The 21,347-nt window shown below is 70.1% G+C and carries 19 protein-coding genes and 1 pseudogene; 6 read left to right on the forward strand and 14 right to left on the reverse strand.

Annotated elements, in window-relative coordinates:
- Positions 1–51: 51 nt before the first annotated feature.
- The 8 genes from DFJ64_RS03705 to DFJ64_RS03735 form a co-directional block, all read right to left on the reverse strand.
- Positions 52–981, reverse strand: coding sequence for a tetratricopeptide repeat protein (locus DFJ64_RS03705; RefSeq protein ID WP_115849169.1), 930 nt, complete (start codon positions 979–981; stop codon positions 52–54).
- Between the two features lie 165 nt (positions 982–1,146).
- Positions 1,147–2,862, reverse strand: coding sequence for a coenzyme B12-dependent isobutyryl-CoA mutase large subunit (gene icmA, locus DFJ64_RS03710; protein WP_115849170.1), 1,716 nt, complete (start codon positions 2,860–2,862; stop codon positions 1,147–1,149).
- Between the two features lie 97 nt (positions 2,863–2,959).
- Complete coding sequence (locus DFJ64_RS03715) at positions 2,960–3,490, reverse strand: MarR family winged helix-turn-helix transcriptional regulator (protein WP_115849171.1); 531 nt, start codon at positions 3,488–3,490, stop codon at positions 2,960–2,962.
- A 24-nt stretch (positions 3,491–3,514) separates the two neighbouring features.
- Positions 3,515–4,471, reverse strand: coding sequence for a phosphatase PAP2 family protein (locus DFJ64_RS03720; RefSeq protein WP_170152484.1), 957 nt, complete (start codon positions 4,469–4,471; stop codon positions 3,515–3,517).
- Positions 4,472–4,735: 264 nt separating this feature from the next.
- Positions 4,736–5,389, reverse strand: coding sequence for a PH domain-containing protein (locus DFJ64_RS03725; protein WP_115849173.1), 654 nt, complete (start codon positions 5,387–5,389; stop codon positions 4,736–4,738).
- A 16-nt stretch (positions 5,390–5,405) separates the two neighbouring features.
- Positions 5,406–5,573, reverse strand: coding sequence for a hypothetical protein (locus tag DFJ64_RS19345; RefSeq protein WP_170152485.1), 168 nt, complete (start codon positions 5,571–5,573; stop codon positions 5,406–5,408).
- Positions 5,574–5,756: 183 nt separating this feature from the next.
- Entirely contained in the window at positions 5,757–6,779 is a 1,023-nt protein-coding gene (gene meaB, locus DFJ64_RS03730; protein ID WP_115851800.1) for a methylmalonyl Co-A mutase-associated GTPase MeaB, read from the reverse strand.
- Positions 6,780–6,793: 14 nt separating this feature from the next.
- Complete coding sequence (locus DFJ64_RS03735) at positions 6,794–7,987, reverse strand: acetyl-CoA C-acetyltransferase (protein WP_115851801.1); 1,194 nt, start codon at positions 7,985–7,987, stop codon at positions 6,794–6,796.
- Between the two features lie 156 nt (positions 7,988–8,143).
- Here DFJ64_RS03735 and mce point away from each other — a divergent pair, with 156 nt between their 5' ends.
- The 3 genes from mce (at position 8,144) to DFJ64_RS03750 (ending at position 11,471) form a co-directional block, all read left to right on the forward strand.
- Positions 8,144–8,707 carry a methylmalonyl-CoA epimerase gene (gene mce, locus DFJ64_RS03740; protein WP_211310480.1) on the forward strand — a complete coding sequence of 188 codons (564 nt, stop codon included), beginning with the start codon at positions 8,144–8,146 and terminating at the stop codon, positions 8,705–8,707.
- A gap of 211 nt (positions 8,708–8,918) precedes the next feature.
- The gene (locus tag DFJ64_RS03745; RefSeq protein WP_115849174.1) at positions 8,919–10,166 is read left to right on the forward strand and encodes a hypothetical protein; all 1,248 of its coding nucleotides are present in this window, start codon (positions 8,919–8,921) and stop codon (positions 10,164–10,166) included.
- 21 nt (positions 10,167–10,187) lie between these two features.
- The gene (locus tag DFJ64_RS03750) at positions 10,188–11,471 is read left to right on the forward strand and encodes an AI-2E family transporter (RefSeq protein WP_115849175.1); all 1,284 of its coding nucleotides are present in this window, start codon (positions 10,188–10,190) and stop codon (positions 11,469–11,471) included.
- Positions 11,472–11,599: 128 nt separating this feature from the next.
- On the opposite strand, the gene DFJ64_RS03755 is transcribed toward DFJ64_RS03750, so the two are convergent.
- The 4 genes from DFJ64_RS03755 to DFJ64_RS03770 form a co-directional block, all read right to left on the reverse strand.
- On the reverse strand, positions 11,600–12,379 hold the full coding sequence (locus tag DFJ64_RS03755; RefSeq protein ID WP_115849176.1) for a ThuA domain-containing protein: 780 nt from the start codon (positions 12,377–12,379) through the stop codon (positions 11,600–11,602).
- Between the two features lie 110 nt (positions 12,380–12,489).
- Positions 12,490–13,641 (reverse strand): Gfo/Idh/MocA family protein, encoded by a 1,152-nt coding sequence (locus tag DFJ64_RS03760; protein ID WP_115849177.1) that lies wholly within the window; start codon positions 13,639–13,641, stop codon positions 12,490–12,492.
- Between the two features lie 104 nt (positions 13,642–13,745).
- Positions 13,746–14,552 carry an alpha/beta hydrolase gene (locus tag DFJ64_RS03765; RefSeq protein WP_115849178.1) on the reverse strand — a complete coding sequence of 269 codons (807 nt, stop codon included), beginning with the start codon at positions 14,550–14,552 and terminating at the stop codon, positions 13,746–13,748.
- A 96-nt stretch (positions 14,553–14,648) separates the two neighbouring features.
- Positions 14,649–14,948: a hypothetical protein gene (locus DFJ64_RS03770; protein WP_115849179.1), complete on the reverse strand. Its 300-nt coding sequence runs from the start codon at positions 14,946–14,948 to the stop codon at positions 14,649–14,651.
- A 94-nt stretch (positions 14,949–15,042) separates the two neighbouring features.
- Here DFJ64_RS03770 and DFJ64_RS03775 point away from each other — a divergent pair, with 94 nt between their 5' ends.
- The gene (locus DFJ64_RS03775) at positions 15,043–15,255 is read left to right on the forward strand and encodes an FmdB family zinc ribbon protein (RefSeq protein WP_115849180.1); all 213 of its coding nucleotides are present in this window, start codon (positions 15,043–15,045) and stop codon (positions 15,253–15,255) included.
- Positions 15,256–15,343: 88 nt separating this feature from the next.
- Here the strand turns inward: DFJ64_RS03775 and DFJ64_RS03780 are convergent, their stop codons facing one another.
- Entirely contained in the window at positions 15,344–18,832 is a 3,489-nt protein-coding gene (locus tag DFJ64_RS03780) for a S8 family serine peptidase (protein ID WP_115849181.1), read from the reverse strand.
- A gap of 224 nt (positions 18,833–19,056) precedes the next feature.
- On the opposite strand from DFJ64_RS03780, the gene nucS reads away from it, so the two are divergent.
- Positions 19,057–19,734 carry an endonuclease NucS gene (gene nucS / locus DFJ64_RS03785; protein WP_115849182.1) on the forward strand — a complete coding sequence of 226 codons (678 nt, stop codon included), beginning with the start codon at positions 19,057–19,059 and terminating at the stop codon, positions 19,732–19,734.
- A gap of 18 nt (positions 19,735–19,752) precedes the next feature.
- On the opposite strand, the gene DFJ64_RS03790 is transcribed toward nucS, so the two are convergent.
- Entirely contained in the window at positions 19,753–20,685 is a 933-nt protein-coding gene (locus DFJ64_RS03790; RefSeq protein ID WP_115851803.1) for a helix-turn-helix domain-containing protein, read from the reverse strand.
- A 93-nt stretch (positions 20,686–20,778) separates the two neighbouring features.
- Between DFJ64_RS03790 and DFJ64_RS03795 the strand changes: the two are divergent.
- Positions 20,779–21,315: pseudogene (locus DFJ64_RS03795) on the forward strand (phytanoyl-CoA dioxygenase family protein); the annotation flags it as partial.
- Between the last annotated feature and the right edge of the window lie 32 nt (positions 21,316–21,347).

The raw sequence follows: 21,347 nt of genomic DNA on the forward strand, positions 1-21,347 counted from the left end.
GGGAACCGCGGCGCCGGCCAACCATCGCGGCGCCCCGGTGCGTGCACCAGGTCAGAACAGCGCGGCGCTCAGGTCACGGCGGCTTCGACGAACTCGCTCATCATCCGGGCCGACGACGTCGTACAGCTCCAGCAGGTGCCTGCGCGCCAGGTCGCGGTCGTCCCCCGCGGTGCGCCGGACAGTGTCGACCAGACGACTGAAGGCGTCCTCGACGTGCCCGGCCGCCAGGTCGAGGTCGGCGACCATGATCTGAGCCTGCACGTCGTCGGGCTTGGCTGCCGCGTCAGCCCGCGCCTGCTGGGCTGGAATCTCCCGCACGCGGCGCAGCAGCCGCGCGCTCGCCAAGCCACGCTTGGCCTCTTGGTCGTCGGGATTCTGGTTGAGCAGCTTCTCGAACGCGGCGATCGCACCGTCGAGGTCGCCGCGCTCCAACGCCGCGTCCGCCTCGGCGTACCGGGGGTCGCGCGCGGGCGGCGCCCCCGCCTGGCCGGCGCCCGGGATCGGCTGGGCGGTCCCCGTCACGCCCTGGCTCGCGGCGAGTCGCAGGAGCTCGTCGAGGTACTGCCGAACCTGCGCCTCGGGGATCGCGCCCTGGAAGAGCGGAACGAGCTGGCCTCGAACGACGGCCACGACGAGCGGAATGCTCTGGATGCCGGCCGCCTGGGCGAGCCGTGGGTTCTTGTCGACGTCAATGGTGGCGAGGACGAAGCGACCACCGTACTCGGCCGCCAAGCGTTCGAGGACTGGGCTCAGCTGCTTGCACGGCTGGCACCACGTGGCCCAGAAGTCGATCACCACGGGGACGGTGAGCGACCGCTGGACGACCTCCTTGTCGAAGTTGGCCTCCGTGACCTCGACGACGAAGCCGCCACCGCCGGCCGCCGACGTGCCACCAGACCCCGGCGCCTGCCCGCTGGACGCGCGCTTGGCGAGGTCGGACAGGTCGACGGCACCAGGACGCGAGAAGCTCTGCGACGTCATGCGGCCAATTCTCTCGGATCAGCGACCGACTGCCTACTCGAGGGGCACGACAACGCCGAAATGTCGCTTTCGCGAGCGGGACCTCACCGATGCGGTGGACGCCTGGTTGAGGCGAGCAGTTGAGGCGAGACGCCTGGGGCACCGCACCCAGGCGTGCGCAGGACGTCAGAAGCTGGCCGGCTCGCGGTACTCACCCCACTCGGCCTTGAGCACACCGCAGATCTCACCCAAGGTCGCTTCCACGCGCGCCGCTCGCAGGATGTGGGGGACCATGTTGTCGTCGCTCCGCGCGGCCTTGGCTAGGTCGCGCAGTGCCGCGTCCACCTCGGGCTGTGATCTCCTGCGACGCCGTTCCGCCAGCGCTCTTCGCTGCTCGCGCTCGACTTCCTCGCTCACCCGAAGGATCTCGACGTCGCCGGTGACCGTGTGAGTGTGCACGTTGACCCCGACGATCTTCCGTTCACCCTTCTCCACGGCCTGCTGAAAGGCGAACGACGCCTCGGCGATCTGGTTCACGAACCAGCCGTCGTCGATTCCACGCAGGAGGCCGGAGGTGATCGTGCCGTCGTCACCCATGGCGATGATCCGCGCGAAGATGTCCTCCGCCTCCGCCTCGAGTCGGTCGGTCAGCGCCTCGACGTACCACGACCCGCCGAGTGGGTCAGCGACGTTGGCGACGCCGGTCTCCTCCATGAGCACCTGCTGGGTGCGCAAGGCGATCTCGGCCGCCTCCTCGGAGGGCAGCGCCAAGGTCTCGTCGAGCGCGTTGGTGTGCAAGGAGTTCGTGCCGCCGAGGACGGCCGCGAGAGCCTCGACCGCGGTGCGGACCACGTTGTTGTAGGGCTGCTGTGCCGTGAGCGACACCCCCGCTGTCTGCGTGTGGAAGCGCAACCACTGCGCGCGTTCGGTCTTCGCGCCGTAGACGTCGCGCATCCACCGAGCCCAGATACGCCGGGCCGCGCGGAACTTGGCGATCTCCTCGAAGAAGTCGATGTGCGCGTCGAAGAAGAACGACAGACCCGGCGCGAACTGGTCCACGTCGAGACCTCGGGACAGCCCGAGCTCGACGTAGGCGAAGCCGTCGGCCAAGGTGAACGCCAGCTCCTGGGCGGCCGTCGCACCCGCCTCCCGGATGTGGTAGCCGGAGACCGACAGCGGCTTGTACGCCGGCATCTCCTTGGTGCAGAACTCCATCAGGTCGCCGATGAGCCGAAGGTGCGGCTGCGGCGGGAAGAGCCACTCCTTCTGGGCGATGTACTCCTTGAAGATGTCGGTCTGCAGCGTGCCGTTGAGCTTGCTGATGTCGACGCCTTGCCGTTCGGCCGCCACGAGGTACATGCAGAACACCGGGACCGCGGGACCCGAGATCGTCATCGACGTCGTGACCTCGCCGAGCGGGATGCCGGCGAAGAGCTGGTCCATGTCCGCCGCGGAGTCGACCGCCACACCGCAGTGCCCCACCTCGCCGAGGGACTGCGGGTCGTCGGAGTCCCGACCCATGAGCGTCGGCATGTCGAACGCGACGGAGAGCCCGCCACCCCCGTTCGCCAGGATCATGTGGTAGCGCTCGTTCGTCTGTTTCGCGCTCCCGAAGCCCGCGAACTGCCGAATCGTCCAGGTTCGCCCCCGATACCCGGTGGGGTACAGCCCACGGGTGAACGGGTACTCGCCCGGCCAGCCGATGCGCTCGAAGCGAGGGTCGTCGGCGCCCTCCGGCGGGCCGTAGACCGGCTCGAGCTCCACGCCCGAGATCGTCGTTCGGCGCATCGGACGATCGCCGGCGCCGCCGACGGAGTTCTTGGCCTTGGCCAGCTGCCGCTCCGCCGCTTCGTAGCGCTCGCGCCAGCGCCGGTATCCCGCCTGGATGTCCTCGGCCCTCATGGGTCCTCCCGATCGAGGCTCTCCCCCACGATAGTAGGACGTCCAACTAGTTCGCGGGTGAAGCGCACCATCGGGCCCGGAACCGGGGACCGACGACTCAGGACGCTGGCTCGCGCGAGATGAAGTCCCCGGCGTCGCGCCGGATCGTGGTCAACAGCGCGTGGATCGTCGCGAGACTCTCGTCATCGAGGGGATCGAGGCCGAACCGCATGTCCACGAGCTCCTTGGTGGTCGTGGCGACGACCGCCCGACCCTCCGGCGTCACCTCGGCCAGGACGCCCCGGCCATCCTCCGGATGAGGGAGCCGCCGAACCAGGCCGTCGCGCTCCAGACGTCGAACGATGGAGGTCACGGAGGTGGGGTGGATCTGGAGGCGCTCACCCATCTTGCCCAGGGGCAGCGCGCCGGTGCGAGTGAAGGACAGCAGCACCAGGGCCTCATAGCGCGCGAACGTCAGGTCATGGCGCCGCAGCACCTCGTCGAGCCGACGGAGGACGATCTGCTGCACCCGCATCAACGAGGTGACGGCTCGCATGGGTTCGAGCGCGGCGTCAGGACCGAAGTGGGCCGCCCACTGACGCGCCGCCTCCTCGATCGGGTCGAATGGCAGGGGCCTCCTTCTCGCCATGCACGGGAACGTAACAGGCCACGCCTAGGGTCGACCGTGCGGGCCCGCCACCTGCTCCCTCTGGCTGCTCTCACCGGACCGGCCGCGGGGCAGGCGCGATCGAGGCGGCGAGGCCGCCTTCGACGTCGAGGACATCGGGTCGCCGGTCGGTGTTTCCAGCGAGCGCTCCTGGTGGGCCGAAACCCGGTCGGCCTCAGAAGGCTCGAGAACCGTGCGGTGCGCGGGCGACGCCGGCATCACGCGTCGCCGTACCACGGCCACACCCCATTGGACGACCCCCCACGCGGGGCCACTCAGCCTGCGCACCAAGCGGACCACGCCACTCCACCCGCGATCGATGTCCAGCGAGAGCTGGAGCACCGCGCCACCGATCATCGCGCCGGCGATCAGGTCACTGAACCAGTGCGTGTGCCGGTAGACCGAGATGACGATCATGAGCACGAGGATCAGTCCGACCGCGACGACGAGCGCCCGGCGCACACGGGTGGGCACGTGGCCGTAACGGACCAGGAGCGCGGCCGTCAGGCCGTAGACGAAGACGACGTTGGCGGTGTGGCCTGACGGGAAGAGCACGTTGTCGCCCACGAACAGCTCGGGACCGCCCGTGCGTGGGCTCTCCCGCCCACTGGCTAGCTTCAGCACACCGACGACGAAGTTGAGGAACAAGGTCGCGCCGACGGCGAGCACCAGCGGTCGGATCGTCCCGAGGCGGCGAGCCAGGAAGAACGCGACCCCGAGGAGGAGCGGGAGGCAGACCAAACGCTGCCCGATGCGGTCGAAGGCGTCCGCCACCGGGTACTCGTAGGGGCCCTGGAACGTCCAGATGCTGGCCACCCACACGTCGAGACGCAGCAGCGGCCCCTGGCGCGCCAGGTCAGCGAAGATGGCCAGAACGGCGACGAAGAGGACGAGCGGAAGGAGACGCCAGGCAGACCGGCCCGCGGGCTCGTCTCGGTGAACCCCCTGGCGTCGGGCTTCCATGAAACCGCCGACTCCTCTCGCGATCGGTAACACGTGGATGGCGCGAGGGCCATCCATGACGAGTACCGACCATAGACGGAGTACGGCAGGTCACCACCCGGAACCTGCGACTCGACGAGCAGCGTTACGCAACTGTTCACGTCCGTCGCACCCGGTCGCCCCTCGCGCCCCCGCACCATCAGGGCGATGCGATGTCATCGTACCCAGAGTGGGACGGAGCCAGAGGCGGTCACAGTATGTGACCCGCGTCCGAAAGGTGACGACTCAGCGGGGCAGACGCCGCGCCGTCGGCGGCCCGGGACGTCGGGGATGGTTCGCGCGTGGACGCCCTCGAACGACCGGGACGGGGGTGGGTGCGGGCTGCTGCTCTTCCTCCTCGTCGTCCTGCTTGGCGGTGGCTCGCAGACCGGAACGCTGGAGCAGGCGCTGAATGGTGAGGTCACGCTGGTCAGGGTTGCCGACGTACCTGATGTCGCGCAGACCTTGTTCCTGGGCCGCGGACTCGAAGACGAAGTGGCCGTACCCGAGGATCCGGCCGATGAAGGGCTTGTCGACGGTGATGTCAAGGATTCGCGCGATGGGCGTCGTCGCGATCTTCTTGGTGAGGACGCCACTCACGCGGAACACCCGCATGTTGGTGATGACGAACCGGTCCATGTGCTCGTTGAGAGCCCGCCACCCGGCGTGCACGAGGATCACGAGAGCCGCGGCGAACGGGATCCAGGCCGCGTCGACGGGGACCTTCAGCATGACCACGAGCAACGCCAACGCCACCACGCACTCGAGCATGGGGACGACGTAGACGACCCAGTGGTGCCGCACCTCATCGACGACGACCTCACCCTCGTCGGCGAGGAGATGTCGGACGATCTTCGGATCAGCGATCGCGCGCCGAAGCCAACGGATCGGCCCACTCACGACCGGCCTGCCTCGTTCACTCGAAGACCGTGTTGAAGAACTCGATCAAGGCCTCGAATCCGTCGGCGATGAGACCTCCCGCACCGCGAACGGCACCGCCAGCCTCTTCAGGATTGGTCACGAGGTAGAAGGCGACGAAAGCGATCACCAGCCAAGTGACCACCTTCTTCGTACCAGGTGTCACGTCCGCACTCCTCCCTAGGGCCCGCCGCCGGACGCTTTGCGCTTCGTAGTCCGACCCGAACTGTGTGTGTCATTGTGCCCAACACAATTGGGTCGATGGAGCGCATGTCCAGCAGTTGGTACCAAAGCCTAGGTGATCGCACGGCCGGATGCGGGCAACAGCCGTGAGGAGTCACGCGGCCCGTCAGCGACGGCCGGGGAGACCGTCGGTGTCCGTCGCGGTCGACGTCGCAATCGCCTCACCGGTGAGCTCGGCGACCAACATGTCCGCAGCCCGGTAAGGGTCGAGCTCGCCGGCAAGGACCCGAGCGGCGAGGGCGTCCAACCGGTTGTCCGGCAACAAGCTCAGCCGGCGGCGAAGCTCGACGATGGTGAGGGTCTCGATCTCCTCTCGCGCGCGCCGCGCGCGCCGAGCGGCGAGCTCCTCGCTTCGCCGAAGGTGTTCTCGATGCGCCTCCACCGCCTCGACGAGCTTGTCGAGCCCGTCCCCTGTGGTGGCGACCGTCCGGATGACCGGGGGCGTCCAGGCGCCCTCGGATCGCTCACCCAGCGACAGCATGTGACGAAGCTCGCGGCTCAGCCGGTCGGCGCCTTCCCGATCTGCCTTGTTGACCACGTAGACGTCGCCCACCTCGAGCAATCCGGCCTTCGCGACCTGCACCGCGTCGCCCATGCCCGGGGCGAGGAGCACGATGGTGGTGTCGGCGAGATCGGCGATCTCCACCTCGGACTGGCCGACCCCCACGGTCTCGACCAGCACCACGTCACATCCGGCAGCGTCGAGCACCCGAAGCGCCTGGGGGGTCGCCCAGGCGAGGCCGCCGAGGTGGCCCCGCGACGCCATCGAGCGGATGTAGACCTCGGGGTCCGTGGCGTGTTCCTGCATCCGCACCCGGTCACCGAGGAGCGCGCCACCGGAAAAGGGTGAGGACGGGTCGACGGCGAGCACGCCCACGCGCAGGCCTCGCCGCCGGTAGGCGGCGACCAGGCCGGAGGTGCAGGTCGACTTCCCCACCCCGGGCGCACCGGTGATACCGACGACAGCGGCTCGACCCGTGTGCGGCGCCAGGGCCGCCGCCACCTCCCGGAGCGCGGGCGCAGCGTCCTCGACCAGGGAGACGAGTCGAGCGACCGCACGTGGGTCACCCGCCCGTGCCCGGTCGACGAGCTCGGGCACCGAGTCGCGCCGGCGAGCCGGCCGCGTCATCGTTCGCCGGTCCGTCACGGCTGTTCGCGAGGGCCAGCCCGCACGATGAGGGCGTCACCTTGTCCGCCACCGCCGCACAGCGCCGCAGCGCCCACGCCACCACCGCGGGCCGCCAGCTCGAGCGCCAGGTGCAGGACCAGACGAGCACCGGACATCCCCAACGGGTGCCCCAAGGCGATGGCGCCGCCATGGACGTTCACGCGGTCCTCGTCCAGGCCGAGCTCTCTGATCGAGGCGAGCGCCACCGCGGCGAAGGCCTCGTTGATCTCCACCAGGTCCAGGTCCGTGGGCTCGATCCCCTCCTTCGCGCACGCCGCGCGGAGGGCGCGTGCCGGCTGCAGCTGGAGGGAGGAGTCCGGGCCGGCGACGACGCCGTGAGCACCGATCTCCGCGAGCCACGACAGCCCCAGCTCCTGGGCGGTCTCCTTGCGAGCGACCACCACCGCGCAGGCGCCGTCGGAGATCTGGGAGGACGATCCCGCGGTGATAGTGCCGTCGGCCCCGAACGCGGGTTTGAGCCCGGCCAACCGGTCAGCGGTGGTGTCGGCCCGCACCCCCTCGTCGATCGTCACCACGATCGGCTCTCCGCGCCGGGTTGGCACCTCGACCGGCGCGATCTCCCGTTCGAAGACCCCGTCCTTGATGGCTCGGGCGGCTCGCTGGTGCGAGCGGGCGGCGAAGGCATCCTGCTCCTCGCGACTGATGCCGTACGCGGCGTTGTGTCGCTCGGTGAGCTCCCCCATGGCGGCGCCGGTGAAGACGTCTCGGAGTCCGTCACGAACCATCGCGTCGACCAGGGTGACGTCGCCGTAGCGCGTCCCCGTCCGCGAACCGGGCACAAGGTGCGGCGCGTTGGTCATCGACTCCATCCCACCCGCGACCACCAGGTCGAACTCGCCGGCGCGGATGAGCTGGTCGGCCAGCGCGATCGCGGACAGGCCGGACAGGCACACCTTGTTGACGGTGAGGGCGGGCACGGTCATGGGGATGCCCGCCTTGACCGCCGCCTGACGGGCGGTGATTTGTCCGGTGCCGGCTTGCAGAACGTGTCCCATCACGACGTACTGCACGCGGTCGGGCGGGACTCCGGTCCGGTCCAGTGCGGCCCTGATGGCGATGCCGCCCAGGTCGACGGCCGAGAAGTCCTTGAGCGAGCCCAGCAGCCGCCCCATGGGTGTGCGGGCACCACCGACGATGACGGAACTCACGTCTGCCACCCTACGCTCGCCCCGTCACCGGGCGCAGCTGTCGCGCCTCCCGGGCCCACCACCACCGGGTGTCACACACCACACGGTCGGGAGCCCAGCAGTCGGGTGGAACAACACCCAGGCATGAGCGAGGCGGCGATGGCGCAGGATGGAGGCATGGCTGACGAACCGCCACGACCCTTGCTCCAGACGATCGACCACGTGGGGGTGGCCGTCCACGATCTCGACGCGGCGACGAAGTGGTACTCCGAGACCTTCGGCATGCGGGTGATCCACACCGAGGTCAACGAGGAACAAGGGGTACGCGAGGCGATGCTGAGCGTTGGCTCCGGCGAGGGCCCGCTCCTCCAACTACTCGCACCTTTGAACGACGCCTCGCCGGTGGCGCGGTTCCTGGCTTCCCGCGGAGAGGGACTCCACCAGGTTGCCTATGCGGTCGACGACGTGGACGAGGCGACCGCGATCCTGCGCGAGCGCGGGCTGGACCCTCTCTACCCACACGCCCGACGCGGCACCGCTGGCACGAGAGTGAACTTCCTGCACCCCAAGAGCGCCGGTGGCGTCCTCGTCGAGCTCGTCGAACGCTCTCCTCACCGAATCGACGGCCGGGCCGACCAACACGTCGACCGGCAGGTCGGACCTGCCACTGTCCGACACCCGGGTGAGACGCGAGGGGATGCACCGCACGAGGAGTCCGACCGCCCGGGCCGAGAAACATGAGAAACCCTCGCGGTGCCGCCCCACGATGAGCTATCGCGTGCCATGGTTGACACCGAGGGCAGGTCCGAAGGACATATCCAGATGGATTCGTCCACGGGACGTCGCCGAGCACCGGGCAGGACCCACGACACCTCTGTCCTGGGAAGAGGCCTGGTGATATCACGGGATGGCAGGCACCATGGGCAGACCGGCGAGGCGGTGAGGAGAGCACATGTCTGAACCCGACGAGGGCCTGTACCTTCTCGACCACGGCAGCGCGGTCGGCACCTTCACCAATGTTCTCCTCGGGTACGACCGGCAAGAGGTCGACGCAAGCATCCGCACCCTTGAGGCGCGACTCGACGAGCGAGACCGGACGATCGCCCAGCTTCAGCGCGACCTCGTCGCGATGCAGCGCGCGCTCGAAGCCGCCGGCGAGCCGACGTGGGCCAAACTCGGGAGGCGTGCCCAGGAGATCCTGCGCCTGGCCGAGGAGCAGGCGATCGACATCGAGACCCGGGCCGAGGAGACGGCCGCGGAGCTCCGGGCCGCGGCGCAGGCCGAGGCTCGACGGGTGACGGACGACGCCGAGCGGATGGCGGCCGAGACACGCCGACGCGCGAGTGACGAGGCTGAGAAGGTACGCAACGCGGCCGAGGAGGAGGCGGACCGCATCATCAAGGCGGCGCAGAAGCGTCGCGAGGACATCCTGGCGCAGGCCAAGGAGACCGCCGCCCGCCAGCTTCGGGAGCTCGAGAAACAGCTGGAGAGCCGGCGCCAGAGCGCCGAGCACGAAGTGGCGACCATGCTCGCCACCGCCGAGCGCGAGGTGGCCGAACGCCGCAGCAAGGTGGCCAGCATCCTCGAGAAGGCGCAGCGCGAGGCGGCCACCATCCACGCCAACGCCGCGGCCGAAGCCGACCGCATCACCGAAGAGGCCGAACGGGTCCTGCACGACGCCGAGAAGCGGGCCCGAGAGATCGAGGAGGCGACCGAGCAACGCCTGCGCGCCACGAACGACCGGGTGGCGCAGGTTCTCGCCCGAGCTCGTCGCGACGCTGAGCAGATCCGCAAGGACGCCCGCGCCGAGGCCGAGCGGATCATCCGCGACGCGCACGCCCGAGCGCGCGAGGACCTCACCGCGACCGAACGCCAGATCACCAGCCTGCGCCGGCAGCGTGACGAGCTCATCGAGAGTCTCACCCGGCTGCGTGACAATGTGCAGGCCATCACAGGAGTTCCCGACCAGCCGCGTCCAGGCGCCACGGGACGCTCAGGTAGCGTCGCGGGTGCGGCAGCCGGGTCGGGTGTGACACCGGGCGGGGGCGCTCCAGCGCGCTCCGCCGCCTCCCCCGACGCTCCTCGCGCGGGCGGCGGCGGCCCCTCCGAGGCGCAGAAGACCGCGCCCGGCCTGCCACTGCCACCTGAACGCGCCGACCAGCCGGGGGCGGGCCTCGTCAAGCACCACTGGGCCCGCTGACGCAGGCCAGACAACCACGGTATGAGCGAGAACGATGTGACGACGCACGCTGCCTCCGACGCCTCCCACACGTCAGGCGACGCGCCGCGCACCGCCACACCAGACTCCGCCACACCGGAAGCTGTGGTCGTCGACGAGCCGAGTGGGCCTACCCCCGAGGCGCCCACCGGCTCGACGTCGGCTGTGTCCACTCCGCCGGGCCCCGAGAGCTCGACCAACGGGACGGCGAGTCCCGCCGCGGACGTCCCGCGCCTGGGCACGCCGGGACCACGGCTGAGCCGGCGGTCGCCGTTCTACATCGGGTTCTTCGGCGCGCTCGGCGCCCTGCTGGCGTGGCAGCTGGCCAACATGCTCGCCGAAGTGCGTAGCGTGCTGCTGCTCTTGGTCGTCTCGCTCTACCTGGCCGTGGGCCTCAACCCGCTCGTCGAGTGGTTCGTCCGACGCAGGATCCGCCGTGGGCTCGCCGTCGCCCTCGTCTTCCTCGGCTTGCTGGTGATCTTCGGCCTCGTCGGGCTCGCGATCGTGCCTGTCGTCGTCGAGCAGGGCACGGTGCTGGTCAACGAACGGGTCCCCGGTTGGCTGAACCAGCTGCGCACCGACCCCAACTTCGTCCGGCTCGATGATCGGTACAACATCACCCAACGAGTCCAGGACTACCTGAGCGGCGACCTCTTGGACGAGCGCCTCTTCGGGGGTGTCTTGGGCGCCGGACGGATCGTCTTCAGCACGCTCGCCAGCGTGTTCACCGTCCTGGTGCTCACGCTGTACTTCCTCGGCTCGCTGCCGGCCACCAAGCGGGCGCTCTACTCGCTGGTGCCACGCTCCCGCCGGGATCGAGTCACCCGCCTGGGTGACGAGATCCTCGACCGGGTCGGTGGCTACGTCGGTGGTCAGATCGCGGTGGCGGCGGTCGCGGCGACCGCGGCGTTCGTCTTCTTCATGATCGTCGGGCTCCGCGACTACGCGGTGGCGCTCGCCATCGTCGTCGCGGTCCTCGGCCTCATCCCCCTCATCGGTGGGGCCATCTCGGCGGGCGTGGCGACCCTGGTCGGGCTGCTCACCGACCCGAAGATCGGGATCGCCTGCTTGGTCTACTTCATCGTCTACCAGCAGGTCGAGAACTACCTGGTCTATCCCCGCATCATGCAACGGTCGGTCAACGTGCCCGGCGCCGTCATCGTGATCGCGGCCATGGTGGGCGGCTCGCTGCTCGGCATCGTCGGTGCGCTACTCGCCGTGCCCACGGCCGCCGCCATCTTGTTGATCGTCCGTGAAGTGATCCAACCGCGGCTCGACGCCAGCTAGCTCCCGTCCGCGACGTCGGCGGGCTCGGACCCGAGCACGAGCGTCGAATGCGAGCGGGGTGACGCCGAGACGACGAAGGGCCCGACGTCGAGGACGACGCCGGGCCCCACGGGAGAAGAGGGTCTGCGTTACGCCAGACGTGGGTCCTCCGCCGACAGGGTCTCCCCGGTCTCGAACCACCCGGTCGGACGACGCGAGACGTGCGGCAGCGTGCGCTCCGTCGAGGTGGGTGCGGCCCACTCCACGGCGTTCGAGATCACCCGCAGCACGTCGGGGTGGTGGTAGACGGGGTACTCCTGGTCGCCTGGGCTGAAGTAGAAGACCCGTCCCCGACCTCGGCGGTAGACGCAGCCGCTGCGGAAGACCTCACCGCCACTGAAGGAGCTGATGAAGATCAGCTCGTCCGGCGCGGGGATGTCGAAGAACTCGCCGTACATCTCCTGCTGCGGGATGATGATCGGGTTCGGGACGCCCCGCGCGATCGGGTGGTTGGGAGCCACCGTCCACACCAGCTCACGGTCGTTCGCGCTCCGCCAGTCCAGGGAGCAGGTGGTCCCCATGAGCTTCTTGAAGATCTTGGAGAAGTGACCGGAGTGCAGGACGATCAAGCCCATCCCCGACAGGACCTGCGCGTGTACCCGGTCGACCACCTCGTCGGAGACCTGGTCGTGCGCCGCGTGCCCCCACCAGGTGAGCACGTCGGTCTCGGCCAGTACCTCCTCGGTCAAGCCGTGCTCCGGCTCCTGCAAGGTCGCTGTCCGAACGACCACCCGGTCACCGAGGTTCGCGGTGATCCCGGCGGCGATGGCCGTGTGCATGCCGTCGGGATAGATCTTCTTGACCGACTCGTCGCGTTGCTCGTGGACGTTCTCGCCCCAGACCGTCACCCGGATGGGGGACACGCTCATGTGCTGCTCCTTGGGAGAAAGACGTGGGGGTGTTGATGGCCTCGAAGGACACTCGAAGGACGGTGGCACGGCACGGTTGCCGGCCGCCCACGGACCCTCGTGGTCGGTGGTCAGAGCCTGTCGACGACCGCGACCTCGGTGCCCTTCAGGGCCGACTCGTAGCACGCGTCGATGATCCGGGCACGCGCCAGCCCGTCGCGACCGACGTGTGACGACCAGTCCCCGCCACGGATGGCGGCGACGAAGTCACGGACGACGGCGGCGTGTCCGCCGCTGCGCGGCACGACCGGCCGGACCACCGCTGGCTCTCCCGCCACGTCGGTGTAGATGCGAAGAGTGTCCTCGTTCTGGTAGTTCTTCACGGCGATCTCGGCGCCGCCGTCGGTACCGAACAAGGTCACCCCGAAGTGGTCACTGGGGTCGCGATACGTCGCCCAGCTGGTCTCGAGCGTGAGCACGCTGCCGTTCTCGAGCCTCAGGAACGCCGTCGCGAGGTCCTCCACCTCATAGGCAGATCCGACGACCTGCTTGGCGCTGTAGGAGGCCCCACCGAGCCCACGCGGGCCAAGCTCCGCGAAGGTCGACGCGCTCACGCTCAGCACCCGCGGTTCGCCGAGCAGGTGCAGCGCCATGTCGAGCACGTGGACGCCGAGGTCGATGAGAGGACCGCCACCGGCCATCTCGCGGTTGGTGAACCAGCTTCCCAAGCCGGGGATGCCGTTGCGCCGCAGCCAGTGCGCCTTCGCGTAGTAGATCCGGCCGAGGGCACCGGAGTCGATGTGCCGCTTCAGCAGGGTGACGTCGCCACGCTGGCGATGGTTGAACACCACCTTGAGGACGCGGTTGGCGTTCACCGCCGCGTCGACGATGGACTGTGCCTCGTCGCCGGTGCGCGCCAGCGGCTTCTCGCACAGCACGTGGCACCCGCTCTGCAGCGCCGCGATGGCGATGGGCGCGTGCAGCTGCGTCGGGGTCGCCACGCTGACCGCGTCGAGATCCTCGCGCTCGAGCATGTCCTCCCAGTGCTCGTACAGGCCTGGGATGGAGTGCTGCTTGCCGAGCTCGGCGAGACGGTCCTTCTCCAGGCCCGCCAAAGCGACGACCTCGACGTCAGGGAGTGCAAGGAAGCCTTGCAGCGCCGCGTTGCCCGCGAAGCCGAGGCCCACGATGCCGACGCGGAGGGGACGGGACGAATCAGAGGAACCAGGCTGTTCAGACTGAGCGGCCACCGATGTGGTGGCCGCCGACATATCACCGCTCATCGGCGACAAGTCTAGGGAGCCGTGCGGGTCGGCCTATACCGCCGCAGGCGGCTCCTTCGTGGCCGATCTCGGTCAGCGACGTGACCGCGGTCGGACATTTCACCTCATCCGGACGGACGCTCCGGGAGGGGGACGTCGGCGAACGCGGCGACCGTGCGGTCCGCGTACGCGCTCGCGTCGGCGTACTCCATCGGGCCGGCCCACGACGTCGGGAGCGGTCCCGCCTCGGGCGCCACACGGGCCACGATCTCGTCGAGAACCCGCTCGGCGTCGCCGACCCAGAGGTGCTTGGCGCCGTCGACGCCGACAACCTCGGCTTGCGGAATGGCCGCGAAGCGCTCTCGCGCCTCGTCAGGACGCAGGTAGTCGTCCAGCTCCGGGACCAGCGCGGTGACCGGTTTGCCCGACTGGGCCCAGGCGGCCAGGTGCTCCGGCTGGGAGAACCGGAGTGAGGGGGAGAGCAGGATCGCGCCCTCCACCGTGGGGTCGCACCCGTACATCAAGACCAAGTCCGAGCCGAACGACCAGCCGACCAGCCAGATCCGCGGCAGGCCGGTGAACTCCGCGTACTCGATGGCCGCGGCGACGTCGAAACGCTCGCCCCGCCCTCCGTCGAACTCGCCTTGGCTGCGCCCCTGCACGCTCTCGGTCCCCCGGGTGTTGAACCGCAGGACCGCGATCTTGGCGAGGGCCGGGAGACGGTACGCCGCCTTCCGATAGACGTGGCTGTCCATCATCCCCCCGTGGGTCGGTAGGGGATGGACGCAGATCAGTGTCGCGACCGGATCGTCCTCGAGTGGCACGGCGAGCTCGCCGACGAGCTCGAGGCCGTCCGCGGTGTGGAGCGTGATCGGCGCACGCCGAGCCGGCAGGACGCTGTTGGCTCGGATCGGTTGGGCGGGGTTGGACACGTCTCCTGATTGTGCCGGCCAGCGCTGCCCGCGTCGGCGCCGGCCTCGAGCGCTCGTTCGCAGGCACCGGGCGAGCCTTCTCGCCGCGCCCGCGGTCTAGCGACGCCACCGGCGGTCGCGGGCGCGCCAGCAGGAGGTGTGCCAGTGGCGGCGCTCGTCGAGGCCGGACCCAACGAAGGAGAGCGGTTCGACCGGCCACGCCACGATGTGCGGGGTCGCCGGCGGGATCAGCTGGTCACACCCCGGACACCGGTACGACTTCACGCTCGTCGATCCGGTGATCTGCCGAACGACCCACTCCCCGTCCGGCCATTCCTCCACGCGCTCATAGCCACCCGCCAACGGCCGCGGCTGCTGGCCCGAGCTGCGGCGACCCCGAGGACGGCGACGGCTCACCCTGCGATTCTCTCCCTGCTGTAGCAACACCAGTGTCTTTCACGGTCGCAGGCATTCTCTCCACCCGCCGTCGTCGCTCGCCTACCCTGGTCGCGTGCCCCGATACGAGTACCGGTGCCGCTCCTGCGGCGCGACCTTCGAGCACACCAGGCCGATGAGCGAGGCCAACCTGCCGGCGACCTGCCCGCAGGGCCACGACGACACGGTCAAGTTGCTGTCGACGATCTCCGTCGGCGGCCGCGCCACGAGCGCGAGCGGCTCCGCCGGCGGTGGCTGCTGCGGCGGGGCGTGCGGCTGCGGCGGCTGAGCTCCTCGGGCCGCTGACGGCGAGGGCCGAGCCATCCTCGGCTCGGCCCGCACACGCCGTCAGGTCGAGGCCTGGAGGGCCACGACCCTCAACTCTCGCCCCCGACCAGGCCGTAGGCCCGGATCGAGGTCCACTGGACTCGATGACCCCGGTTGTCGTGCGCGCGCAGACGCAGGGAGACGAAACCCCCAGGGTTGTCCGGATGCGTCACCGTCGCCCGCCACCGACCGGCCGGCGTCCGCGTCACCGAGGCCTGTCGCCAGGTCTCGCCGTCGTCGTACGACACGTCCAGCGTCACGCTGGTCACCTGCCCCACGTCCTCCGCGGGGAGCGGCAGCAACTCCAGGACGAACGGCTCACCCGCCGGCGCGCGGCCGGTGAGGTCGAAGTCCCCGGTGGCCGCGACGTTCAGCAGCGGGAGCCTGACGTCATCCACCGGACCCACCATGGGGAACGTCCACCGCGCGTCCACGCTGGTGGCGTACCGAGACCACGGAACGTCCTGCGTCGCGGTGAGCTCGACCACGTAGGTGTGGCGTCCGTCGAGTGGCACCTCCGTGTCGAGGAAGAACGGATCGGCGGACTCCGCGATGACCTCACCGTCGCGGGCCAAGGTGACCCGCCCCTCGACGCCGTTGAGGCTCCAGACCGAGAACGGCCCCTGCCCAGGTGACGGGTTGCCCGGTGTGAACCAGAGGCTCGTCAGGCCCTCGATGGAGGCGCCGTCCCCTTGGGGACGGAAGGCCGCGCGTCCGTACGCGCGTCGGACCCGTGACCCCGGAGCGTGCGACCTCGCCAGATCGAACTCTGTGTACGCGATGTCCACAGCCGAGGGACCCGCATCGAAGTCCGCGGACCACAGCAGGACGTCGCTGTCGAACCTCGCGCTGGCCAGGTGCGTGCGCGAACCCGGCACGGGAACGTCGTAGGACCTCCCGACACCGACGGTGGTGCCACCGGGGAGCTCGGCGAACCGCGTCCAGCTCCCCCACCAGTCGATGTCCGCGCCCGGCCGGGCGAACGTGGCCTCATCCCGGAAGAGGTCGGCGTTGCGGACGGCGTAGGTCGGGTCGTCTGGTACCCGCCCTTGCTCCCCCACGACGAGCTCGTAGGTCGCGTCGTCGGTCGCCATCACCTGGTACACGACGAACAGGTACGTCCGGTCCGTGACCGGCTCCGTCGCCAATGCGTACAGCGGGGACCGCTGTGCGCCGGGGACCTCGACGAACGTCGTGGACGGGTAACCGCCCAGCAGCTCCGTCGTGCCGAAGGTGGTGGCCTCGGTTCGGGCGTCCCGCGCCTCGACGGTCGCCTGCACCCGCTCCGCGGCTCGGGCGTCCAAGGTGATGGTCACGTCCTTCGCCACCGCGATGATGGGATCGGCCAGGTGGGTGAAGCTCGGCGGCTTAATGGGCCCGTGACGGGTGACGAGGATCGTGCTGAACGTGTAGGTGCCCTTGGGCACGCGCGCCACGAGGCCCTCCTCGCCCGCCCGTAGATCGAAGATCCGACCGGACTCGGGGTCCGCGACGAACGGGGGTACTAGGAACGCCTCGTCCACCCGTTCGACGAGCTCACCGTTGCGGTCCAGGATCCGCAGGGTGAGGTCGTAGGACTCCCGCTCGATCGACACCGCCAACGGGGTCTGGATGACGACATCCCCGGAACCCTGGGCGGTGATCCGACCACCGTAGTAACTCCCGGCCTCGCCCTTGCGGGGATCGACGGTGACCTCGACCTGGGCGCGGCCGCGCGCCGGCACGACCAGCGTCGTGCGGTCAAGGGTCACCAGCCCGTCCGGAGCGGGCTCGCCCTCAGCGTCGGTGACGGTGAGCTGGAGCGTCAGCGTCACGTCAGTCGCGCTGGTGTTGCGGTACGTCAGCGTCTGGGTCCGTGGCGCCTGGTGTGGCCACCGCATGAACATCGAGAGGTTGGCTTGCTCGGCGTTGACCCGCTGGGTGACCGCTCGGGCCGCGTCGAGCTGCCCGGCCCCCTGGTCGAAGACACCCTCGCCCGGGGTGGGCGATGCGGTGCTGGTGAGCACCGCCTTGAGCTGGGCCGGCGTCCAGGTCGGCCGGAGCTGAGCGAGCAGCGCGGCGGCGCCCGCGACGTGCGGCGCCGCCATGGAGGTGCCGCTCATCCGCGCGTAGTGCTCACCTACCGGTTCTTCCGGCTCGGTCCCCGTCGCTCGAGCGGACACGATGCCCACGCCGGGCGCGGCGATGTCGGGCTTCAGCGCGACGTCGCCCGCACGTGGGCCGCGGGAGGAGAACTCCGCCGTCCTCCCCTCGGAGTCGACGGCTCCCACGGTCAGCGCCGCGTCCGCCGCGCCGGGCGACCCGACCGAGAACGGGCTCGAACCGTTGTTCCCGGCCGCGACGACGAAGAGCGGGCCGTCGTCGGTGCTCAGCCGGTTGAGAGCGAGCGAGACCGGGTCGGTGCCGTCGGACGCGTTCCAAGTGCTGATGCTCATGTTGACGATGCGCGCGTCCTGGGCAGCGGCCCACTCCATGCCGGCGATCAGGCTCGACTCGGTGCCGGTGCCTTCATCGTCGAGCACCTTGCCGTCGAGGAGCACGGCGTCGGGCGCCATGCCCCGGTAGCGGCCACCGGACGCGGCTCCGCTGCCGGTGACGATGCCAGCGACATGCGTACCGTGGCCGAGGCCGTCCCTAGCCTCGTCACCACCAGTGATGAAGTTGCGCTCGGCGACCACGGCACCCTGAAGGTCGGGGTGGTCGTTGTCGATCCCGCTGTCGAGGATCGCCACGGTCACGCCCTTGCCGGTGAACCCGAGCTCCCAGGCCTGCGGCGCCTTCGTCTGCGGCACGCTCTGGTCGAGGCTGGCGTGCACCGGGCCGTCGAGCCAGACCTTCGCCACGCCGGACTCGAACGCTCCCCCGCTCGGGGTGGTTCGGCCCGGCTGGCCGGCCGAGGGGCCGGCCAGCCACCGCCAGAACCCGCCGGCGTCGGTCTTGCGGACGGTGTACGCGGTAGCCCGGACGCTGGCGAGCGTGTGGCCGGCCCGCACCGTCCGAGGCGACGGGACGGACCGCTGACCGGGGGCGTACTGGACGATGACCGGGAGCCGCGGCATGGCGGCGTCGTCGTAGCCGGCGGCGACGAGGTCGGTGACCTGGAAGAGTCGACGGTCGAGCTTGCCCTGGAGCAGGAACGGCGCGGCGTCGGAGGGTACGACCTCGATCCGCTCGCCGCGCTGGTGGATCGCGAACTGGATCCCCTCCCGACCAGGGCCGGGCATGGGAACGGCGATCGTGTGCCCGTCCCTCGTGACCAGGCGTACCCGGTCGCCCGTGATGAGGGTGACGAACGCCGCTGTCGGGCGCTCGTCGCTTGGCCCGGAGGTCGTCCGGCCCTTGCCCGGCCCGGCGCCGCTTGACCCCGTCTCCCCTGGCCACGCCTCGGTGGACAACACGTCGGCCACGTGGGACGGCGGGCTGGTAACGGGGCCGAGGGCTACCGGTGAAGCCGCTGTCGCCTGCGCGTTCGGCAACCCAGCGGCTGCGAGAGCGCACGCCACGACGGCGAGTGAGACCCTGCGAAGCAGTGCCCGCATCGTCAATCCCCCTGTCTTGCTCGGGCCGCTTCGCTACGGACGACCCTCACCAAGGATGTCAGAGATGCCGCTTTGTCGCCGTTTCGGGCACTGACTCCGCGTGTCGAGGAGTCCGCGTGTCGAGGAAACACCAGGAGAGAAGCCGCCGTCCACGTCGCCGGCGCGCGTCAACGCCTCGCCGCCAGGCCGTGATCGTCCGGGCGCGGCCCGCTAGTCTCCCCTGGGTGCGTCTCGTCATCGCGACCTGCCAGGTCGACTACGTCGGACGGTTGACCGCCCACCTGCCGCCGGCCAAGCGGCTCATCCTGGTGAAGGCGGACGGCTCGGTCTCGATCCACAACGACGACCGCGCCTACAAGCCGCTCAACTGGATGAGCCCGCCCTGCACGCTCGTCGAGGAGCCGGCGACGGAGTCCGAGCCCGCGCGCTGGACGGTCACCGGCAAGGACGGCGGGCAGCTGGTCATCACGATCGAGGAGATCTTCCACGACTCCACGCACGACCTCGGCGTCGATCCGGGGTTGCAAAAGGACGGCGTCGAGGCGCACCTGCAGGAGCTGCTCGCCGAGCACCCCAGCGTCCTCGGTGAGGGCTGGACGTTGGTTCGCCGGGAGTACCCGACGGCGATCGGACCGGTCGACTTGCTGCTGCGCGACGCCAACGGCGCCGCCGTGGCCGTCGAGGTGAAACGTCGAGGCGAGATCGACGGCGTGGAGCAGCTCACGCGGTACCTCGAGCTGCTCAACCGAGACCCGTTGCTCGCGCCGGTCCGAGGTGTCTTCGCCGCCCAGGAGATCAAACCGCAGGCTCGGGTCTTGGCGAACGATCGCGGTATCGAGTGCGTGACACTCGACTACGACGCCTTGCGCGGCATCCCCCGGGACGAGATGACGCTGTTCTAGCGCGCAGAGCCGATGTCGTCACCCGCTCGGCGGACGGCGGGCGCCGGCTCGGTAGTCCTTGGGCGGGACGCCGAACCGCGCCCGGAACAACCGACTGAAGTGGAAGGCGCTCACGAACCCTGACGCGGTGGCGACGCTCTGCACAGGCAGGTCCGTACCCTCGAGGAGCCGAGCCGCGTAGCGGAGCCGGGCATCCTGCAGCGCCCGCGTGAGAGTGGTCCCGGTCTGCTGCGAGAACAGGTGGGACAGCCGCGACGGCGACAACGCCACCTGCTCGGCCAGCGAGCGAACCGTGTGCGGCGCGGCGGGATCGGCGAGGAGCATCGCCTCGATCTGCCGAACCCGCGGGTCAAGACCCCGCCGGGCGGGCCGTCCCGGTTGTGAGCCCGCCGTCGCGAGGAGCAGGATTTCCTCGACGCGGCCGAGAGCGAGCTCCCGAGCGGCCGTCCCGACCGCGACAGCGGGCCGAACCCTTGTGTGGCTGGCCGGGACAGGGGCCGGCGGTGGGCCGTGCCCGGACCAGCGGGCGTCCGCGTGCAGGGCGCGAAACGCCCGGCTGAGGCGTGGATGGAGATACGTCGGCACGCGCGTGCGAAACACGCGGTCGCCACGTTCGTACGGTGACAGCCACGACCGCCAGGACGCCCGCGGCGGACAGTGCACCCACCAGAAGGACCACGCGGTCGCGCCGGGCGCCACCGCGTAGCTGTGGGGCAGATCGGGGCCGAGCACCACGAGGTCGCCCGGTCGGGCGATGACCTCGACACCGCCCTGCTGAAGACGTCCGGCGCCCGCGAGCGTCCAGGTGAGCAGCCAGTTCGACGCTCCGCGGATTCGGTCGACCGCGTAGCCCGGTCGCACGTCGAACCGCGCCACGACGAGCAGCTCCGCTGGCGGCGCGGGCGTCCCGTGCGTAGCGGGTTCTGGCAGGTCCTCAGCCTTCACGGTCATCCCCTCCGGCACCCACACGCCCTAGCGTGGGCCGTGTGGCGGCAACGGAGCCGACGACTGTCCGACGGCACGAATCAGCGAGGAGGCAGTGCCATGTCGACCCTCCCACCGCAGACGGGTACCTCGGCGCCGCCGGCCGACATCGGCCGAGCCGGGTCCGGCCAAACGCCTGCCTCGCGGCGTCAACACCGGCTCGACGACACCGAGCGACGGCGCTTCGACGAGGAGGGCTTCGCGGTCGCCCGGGGCCTGTTCAGCGCGGAGGAGGTGGCAGAGCTACGCGACGAGTTCATGGCGATGCACGCCGCCGGTCCGATCCCCGGTCACTTCGAGCCGGTCCCCGACGCGGAGGACGTACTCCGCGCCTACCCGCGGATCATGCACCCCCACCAGGTCAACGGGGTGGCGCTGCGCTACCTGCTCGACCCCCGGATCCGCGACGTCCTCACCGACCTGTTCGGCGAGGAGCCGTTGGCCGCGCAGAGCATGTTCTACTTCAAGCCACCCGGGGCGCGTGGCCAGGCGCTGCACCAGGACAACTTCTACCTGCGGGTCGAGCCCGGTACCTGCATCGCCGCGTGGCTCGCCTGCGACGTCATCGACCGCGCCAACGGCGGCCTGGAGGTGGTGCCCGGCACCCATCGGATGGACCTCTTCTGTCC

The sequence above is a fragment of the Thermasporomyces composti genome, assembly GCF_003386795.1.
GTDB classification, from domain to species: domain Bacteria; phylum Actinomycetota; class Actinomycetes; order Propionibacteriales; family Actinopolymorphaceae; genus Thermasporomyces; species Thermasporomyces composti.

What these genes read in the sequence shown, in the direction of transcription:
- icmA (WP_115849170.1), bottom strand. Translation starts at nt 2,862, where the DNA reads ATGAGGGCCGAGGACATCCAGGCGGGATACCGGCGCTGGCGCGAGCGC.
- mce (WP_211310480.1), top strand. Translation starts at nt 8,144, where the DNA reads ATGGCTGACGAACCGCCACGACCCTTGCTCCAGACGATCGACCACGTG.
- DFJ64_RS03755 (WP_115849176.1), bottom strand. Translation starts at nt 12,379, where the DNA reads ATGAGCGTGTCCCCCATCCGGGTGACGGTCTGGGGCGAGAACGTCCAC.
- DFJ64_RS03715 (WP_115849171.1), bottom strand. Translation starts at nt 3,490, where the DNA reads ATGGCGAGAAGGAGGCCCCTGCCATTCGACCCGATCGAGGAGGCGGCG.
- DFJ64_RS03760 (WP_115849177.1), bottom strand. Translation starts at nt 13,641, where the DNA reads ATGAGCGGTGATATGTCGGCGGCCACCACATCGGTGGCCGCTCAGTCT.
- meaB (WP_115851800.1), bottom strand. Translation starts at nt 6,779, where the DNA reads ATGACGCGGCCGGCTCGCCGGCGCGACTCGGTGCCCGAGCTCGTCGAC.
- DFJ64_RS03750 (WP_115849175.1), top strand. Translation starts at nt 10,188, where the DNA reads ATGAGCGAGAACGATGTGACGACGCACGCTGCCTCCGACGCCTCCCAC.
- DFJ64_RS03745 (WP_115849174.1), top strand. Translation starts at nt 8,919, where the DNA reads ATGTCTGAACCCGACGAGGGCCTGTACCTTCTCGACCACGGCAGCGCG.
- DFJ64_RS03790 (WP_115851803.1), bottom strand. Translation starts at nt 20,685, where the DNA reads ATGACCGTGAAGGCTGAGGACCTGCCAGAACCCGCTACGCACGGGACG.
- DFJ64_RS03705 (WP_115849169.1), bottom strand. Translation starts at nt 981, where the DNA reads ATGACGTCGCAGAGCTTCTCGCGTCCTGGTGCCGTCGACCTGTCCGAC.
- DFJ64_RS03780 (WP_115849181.1), bottom strand. Translation starts at nt 18,832, where the DNA reads ATGCGGGCACTGCTTCGCAGGGTCTCACTCGCCGTCGTGGCGTGCGCT.
- DFJ64_RS03720 (WP_170152484.1), bottom strand. Translation starts at nt 4,471, where the DNA reads ATGGAAGCCCGACGCCAGGGGGTTCACCGAGACGAGCCCGCGGGCCGG.